The 6,000-nt window shown below is 57.2% G+C and carries 4 protein-coding genes; 2 read left to right on the top strand and 2 right to left on the bottom strand.

Annotation, left to right across the window (positions count from 1 at the left end; translation table 11 throughout):
* Positions 1-172: 172 nt before the first annotated feature.
* Together K2Y56_RS16275 and K2Y56_RS16280 are read right to left on the bottom strand one after the other, a co-directional pair.
* On the bottom strand, positions 173-1,870 hold the full coding sequence (locus K2Y56_RS16275; RefSeq protein ID WP_292509663.1) for a PAS domain-containing methyl-accepting chemotaxis protein: 1,698 nt from the start codon (positions 1,868-1,870) through the stop codon (positions 173-175).
* Positions 1,871-2,009: 139 nt separating this feature from the next.
* On the bottom strand, positions 2,010-2,813 hold the full coding sequence (locus K2Y56_RS16280) for a GAF domain-containing protein (protein ID WP_292509666.1): 804 nt from the start codon (positions 2,811-2,813) through the stop codon (positions 2,010-2,012).
* A 659-nt stretch (positions 2,814-3,472) separates the two neighbouring features.
* On the opposite strand from K2Y56_RS16280, the gene K2Y56_RS16285 reads away from it, so the two are divergent.
* Entirely contained in the window at positions 3,473-4,303 is an 831-nt protein-coding gene (locus K2Y56_RS16285) for a methyltransferase domain-containing protein (RefSeq protein WP_292509669.1), read from the top strand.
* A gap of 195 nt (positions 4,304-4,498) precedes the next feature.
* Entirely contained in the window at positions 4,499-5,164 is a 666-nt protein-coding gene (locus tag K2Y56_RS16290; protein ID WP_292509672.1) for a glutathione S-transferase family protein, read from the top strand.
* Positions 5,165-6,000: the final 836 nt, after the last annotated feature.

The following is a 6,000-nucleotide window of genomic DNA, read 5'->3' on the forward strand; positions in this document are numbered from 1 at the left end:
TTAAATGACTTCTTCGCCTGAATTTGCTTTCAGGCCGGCAGGAGCGAGCTCATCTGACAATAACTCATCGTCGGATCTTTTTTGACAATACAGTGGCGATCATAATTTTTCAAATGCCGAGCAATTAGCTGAACAATCTGCTCGGCTGACGTGGCCTTGAAGGGGACGATCCCTAGCCTCTGAGAGCCAGGAGGCAATGGTTGATGCCCACCATGCCACGTGCGGCCGTCTGCATGCTGGTCGAGATCTCCTGCGTGACGGCGCTCTGCTCTTCGACCGCCGAGGCAATCCCGGTGACAAAGTCGCGGACCGAGGTGATCGACCCGGCAATCGCCCCTAGGGACGCGGCGACGTCGCCCGAGACCCCCTGCATGGCCTTAATGTCTTGCGAGATTCGCCCCGTTGCCGTCGTCACTTGGCTCGACAGGTTCTTGACCTCACTTGCGACGACGGCAAAGCCGCGCCCCGCTTCGCCAGCGCGAGCGGCTTCGATCGTGGCGTTCAGGGCCAGAAGATTGATCTGCTCGCCGACTCCGCAAATGAGCTGGACGACGCCATTCATTGAGGCTGCAGCATCCTTAAGCAGTGCGGTCGAAGCATCCGCCGCTTGTGCGCGCTCGTGGATCGCATCGACCTCAGCCTTGGACCGCGCCAAGCTCTGAGAAATCTCTCCGATCGACGCACTCAGCTCCTCGGCTGATGAGGCAACGGTCTGGACGCTCGTCAGCGTCTGCTCCGATGCGCTGGAGGCATCGATCTGCGCAGCCATCTTGGCCGTGATGTCGGTGGCGTACTTCACCACCTTAAATGGTCTGCCATTCATATCGAAGATCGGGTTGTACGAGGCTTGGATCCAGACCTCCTTGCCCCCCTTGCCAACCCGCTTGAACACGTTCGTCTGGTACTCGCCACGGCGCAAACCTTCCCAAAGGGAATGATAATCAGCCGATTCCGCATGTGCTGGATCTACAAAGGTGCGGTGATGCTTGCCGCGAACCTCGTCGAGGCTGTAACCGAGGACGCGAAGAAAGTTCTCGTTAGCATCCAGGACTATGCCTTCCAGGTCGAAATGGATCACGCCCTGCGAGCGATTGATCGCCGCAATCTGGCCCATGACGTCGGCAGTGCGCAGTTTTTCTACTGTAATATCGCTCGCGAATTTCACCACCTTGAAGGGCTTGCCATCGAGGTCGTGGATCGGATTGTAGATGGCGTTGAGCCAGATTTCTCTCCCACCTTTGCCGAAGCGCTTGAACTCGGCACGCTGGAACTCACCGCGGGCAAGCGCTGCCCAAAAGTCGCGGTAAGCCAGTCCATTCCGCTCGACTGGATCGACAAATAGGCTGTGATGCCGTCCTTCAACTTCAGAAAGCGTGTAGCCGACCGCATCCAAGAAGTTGGAGTTTGCCGTCAGGATCGTGCCATCGAGCGCAAACTCGATGGCGGCTCGTGAGCGATGGATTGCCGCCAATTGTCCGTCGTGATCAACGCTCAGGAGCTTCTGTTGCGTAACATCTGTGGCGATCTTGACCACCTTGATGACCTGCCCTTTGCGATTCAGGACAGGATTATACGTGGCCTGAAGCCAGATCTTTGCCCCGCCTTTGCCGATGCGCTTGAACTCCGCACGCTTAAACTCACCACGGGCAAGTGCTGCCCAGAAGTCGCGGTAAGCCTGTCCGTGCCGCTCGGTTGAATCGACAAATAGGCCATGATGCTGCCCAACAACTTCAGCTAGCGTATAGCCAACGGTGGCCAGAAAGTTCGAGTTCGCCGTCAGGATCGTACCGTCAGGCTTGAACTCGATCATAGCCAATGAGCGATCCAGCGCCTCTGATGTGGCGCAGGAATTCCGGCGAGAAAAGATCATCGTCCACCCTTGAACGTGTGGCTTGGGAGGACCCAGCCGACATCTATTGCGATGCTGCACCGGACCGGCGACCATCAGTGGCCAATTGAGCCCAAAACACTTTAATTTATCGTTAATGCGGCTGCTTGCGCGCAGGATATCATTTGTTAGTATTGCAAACGCGAACTCCGGCCGTGTTTTTATTATATCCCGTAAAAGATATATTTTGTATTAGAAATGCATTACGAATGGCGGTTACGGTAGAATGACGCATTGAAATATTACCATTACTTGATTCTACTCTCTTTATTGTATTTGCTGAGACATTTGCAGCGGCGGAGAGATCGCTTATGGACCAATTCAGCAACCCGCGCGCGGCGCGCACCTGAGGGCCAAATAGAAATGAATCAATCTCGAAGTCAAACTGCGTATTTAGGTGCCGTTCTTGCTCGATAACTTCATGATGACTGCTTTCTCTGAACTGGTCGCGTAGCCAGAGTTCTCCAACCACCATTTGCGCCAGCCCAGTCAGTCGAGCACTGTCGGCGGCATCAAACTCACGCGGTTGAGTGTCGATGACACACAGCGACCCCAGCCTGATGCCTCGCTCGATCGTCAAAGGCGCTCCGGCATAGAAGCGTATATAGGGGTCGCCGGTGACAAATGGATTGGCCGCAAAGGTCGGGTTAGCTGCTGCGTCCGGGACGACGAAAACGGAGTCGTGCATGATGGTGTAATTGCAGAAGGCGTGCTCGCGAGGCGTGCCGGCGATGTCGACGCCGCACTTAGCTTTGAACCATTGCTGCTCCTCGTCCATCAGAGAAATGATGGCAATTGGCACTCCGAACAGCTTCTGCGCCAACTTGGTGATACGATCGAAGGCTGGCTCGGGTGGGGTACCGAGCACCTGTAAGCGGTGGAGTGCCGCTACACGCTCACTTTCATTCTCGACAGACAAAACCAACAATCTTGATCCTCAGCTTAAGACCTAGCTTTAAAAAATCGGCTTTCTCGCATACAGAGCTAAAGACGATTGCTTACGCAAGCCTTGCACCATTTTCGGATGAGCGAGCTTTCAGCAGAGCCGCGGCCTCGCGATCCGTCGACCATTATAGCTAGGACTTGATACAATGCGGTGCCACCGGCGGTAATATGCTTGGCATCAATAAAGCAACCAAGACAGCGATGGTTCGATGAGGCTTCATGGGGCTGATATTACTTCATATTGTCTACGATTATGAATATCGACAAATATTTATCTGCCTTCATAATGCCGCCTATCTGACTTCGCTGCCGCTTATCGCGAATAAATACTCTTGTAAAATTATGAACGAAAACCAATATTAGAACAGGAAAATCGTTCGCTTGAAGACGAATCGCCTAAAACTAGCCGTTCCGGCATACGAGTCCGTTTTATCATACTGCCCAAAGCGGACGCAACGAAGATCCGTCAAGGGTCGAGTGCTGCCACCCCAGTCCAGGACTGGGAGGGCTGGAAAGCAGCCCGTTCCCTACCGGGAGCGAAGGCCGACAGTCGCAGCGAAGAAGAAAATTGCTGGAACCTGTGACTGCGCTCGGACGAGCGACTTGGCGTAAACTCTCAATGAACCCACGAGTGAGGCCATGTCCCCTACCGTCTCGACTGTTACGAGTCCCGTATCGACTCCCTTCCTGACGCAGGTAGCACCCAACCCCGCCAACGGACCAAGTGCTCGTTTCTTCGCTGAGATCGGCATCGCCCCCGGCATGCGCGTGCTCGACGTTGGCTGCGGAAACGGAGACCTGAGCCGCTTCGTCGCTCAATTAGTGGGACCGGCGGGCGAGGTTATTGCTCTTGACCGAAGCGCGGAGGCGATGGCGACGAGCCACGCTGCAGATGTGGGTCCGCACTCGGCGCCCATCCACTACCGGCAGGCAGACCTAGCGGACGCGCTCCCTGATCTGGGCCGCTTCGATGCAATCGTGGGGCGCCGCGTGCTGATGTATTTGCCCGACGCCACTGCGACACTCGCGCGTCTCGGTGCCTTTGCGAAGCCCGGGACGATTATGGCGTTCCAGGAGCATGGGCGTGCCGGACTTCCCGCAGGGCTCGGCGACTTATCGCTGCACCGTCGGCTCTACGATTGGTTATGGGACACAATCAGGGCGGAGGGCGGCGATACCAAGCTCGCACTGTGTCTGGTGGACCTGATGCGGGCGGCGGGGCATGGCATCGAGGTGGTTCGAAGCGAGGGGGTGCTCTTGCAGGCCGGCGAGCCGTCCTTCCTACCGACGCTTGCCCAGGCCATGCTCCCCCGCATCGTCGAGTGTGGCGTCGCAAGCGCAGTTGAGTTAGGCCTCGACACTCTGGCGGAACGCCTCGGCGAGGAGCATAGAGCGGTTGGCGGCACAATCGTATGGGACTTGGCGTTTCTCGTTTCGGCTCGCGTTACGCTGAGCGGGCAGTTGAGCTAAATCGCTGCCGTCCCTCCTTTATGCGTACGAGCCGTCGCCTGCCGTTCGTGTCCGAGGGCGGGCATTCACCCTTAGCGTCCGACCACGCAGAAAGATGCGGTTTCGAACGACCTAGGCTACTGATCGAAGGTCCGACTTGGGTCTAGGACGTCCCCGAGCTGCATCGTGCCATGCTCGAAAATGTCCGATCAATCGATGGAGCTGTTCGTGACGAGTTCCCGCCGTGTCACACTCTACCACGCGCCGCGCACCCGCTCGTCGGGGGTCCTGACCCTGCTGGAGGAACTCGGCGCGGATTATGAGGTCCGTACGCTCGATCTGAAGGCGGGTGAGCATCGCGCGCCCGCATTCCTGTCGATCAATCCGCTCGGGAAGGTACCGGCGATCGTGCACGGCGGCGTGATCGTGACCGAGCAGGCGGCGATCTTCATCTATCTTGCCGACCTTTACCCAGAGGCCAACCTCGCCCCCGCGCTCGACGACACGCTGCGCGGTCCCTACCTGCGCTGGCTCGCCTTCCACGGTTCCTCCTTCGAGCCAGCGATCGTCGATCGAGCCATGAAGCGCGATCCGGGACCTCAAGCGATGTCGCCGTATGGCAGCTACGACACGGTGATGGACATGCTGAAAGCGCAGCTTCGCAAGGGGCCCTACCTGTTTGGCAAGAAAATTACGGCTGCGGACGTCTTATGGGCGACAGCGCTGGGCTGGACCTTGAACGCCAAACTCGTGCCGCCGAACCTCGAATTGCTGCGTTACGTCGAGCGTTTCCAGACCCGCTCCGCCGTCGCTCGTGCAGAAGCGATCGACGAGAAGCTTAACAGACAACTGGAGGGCGAGATCGAGCACCGCACCGGTTAGGAATGGAGCTGCTTTGCGCAACGCTCGATGAGGAGCAGCTCGATAAGAATGAAGTCCACTGTGTTCAGATCCATGATGCCTCGCCTCGTCTTTTGCGTTGGACTTATCGGAACCGGGAGGCCGTCAGGCGTGAGGCCATACTGGAGAGCACACCGTCCCGGCGGACCAGTCCGTGCATCAGGACAGCGCTCAGATGGGCAAAAGGGAGGCCGAACAGAGCTGCCTTTCTCTTTCCCATGGCTGCGTCAATATCGAATTTAACGCGAAAGGACGCGTTCTCTGAAATCGCTCTGCACGCGTGTTCGACCATGTCGGCAAGGATTTCCGCAACCCTAAGCGCCTCATGCACCGGGCTGCCGAGGTCGCTCAGAACGTCATGAAATCCCTCAACGTGCAGTAGGTCGGATTGGGCGGTCAGTTTGCATGACTTGAGCGGTCGTCGTGTACTGGGCAGCCTGCATTCCACGGGCCGAGAGTATCGCGCCCGCGGCCTAATATCGCCCGAGGAAAGCATCTCTCTTCATCGCCACAGATCCTGGTCGTGAAAAATCGATGATTTCCTGGGAGATGATGGAGCACCCGGGCTGAGGCGTACCCGTGCGCGCACGATCGATGCTGACTGGTCACCTACGACTTTTCGGACTTGCATGCGCAAACATAAATATGCTTTCTTTCCTTTGTGTGGATTATATGCATATTATCCATTCCGGATCGGAGGGAGGCACGGTTGCGATGAATGAGAAGCAGAGGCTCCTGTCGGTGCGTATTCCGACGAAGCCGGCCGGGGATTCCGATTTGAAGCCGGCCGTCGTTCCGAGGCGAAGCCGGCCACCATT

This window comes from Methylobacterium sp. (assembly GCF_019745455.1).
Lineage (GTDB): Bacteria > Pseudomonadota > Alphaproteobacteria > Rhizobiales > Beijerinckiaceae > Methylobacterium.

What these genes read in the sequence shown, in the direction of transcription:
- K2Y56_RS16275 (WP_292509663.1), bottom strand. Translation starts at nt 1,870, where the DNA reads ATGATCTTTTCTCGCCGGAATTCCTGCGCCACATCAGAGGCGCTGGAT.
- K2Y56_RS16285 (WP_292509669.1), top strand. Translation starts at nt 3,473, where the DNA reads ATGTCCCCTACCGTCTCGACTGTTACGAGTCCCGTATCGACTCCCTTC.
- K2Y56_RS16290 (WP_292509672.1), top strand. Translation starts at nt 4,499, where the DNA reads ATGGAGCTGTTCGTGACGAGTTCCCGCCGTGTCACACTCTACCACGCG.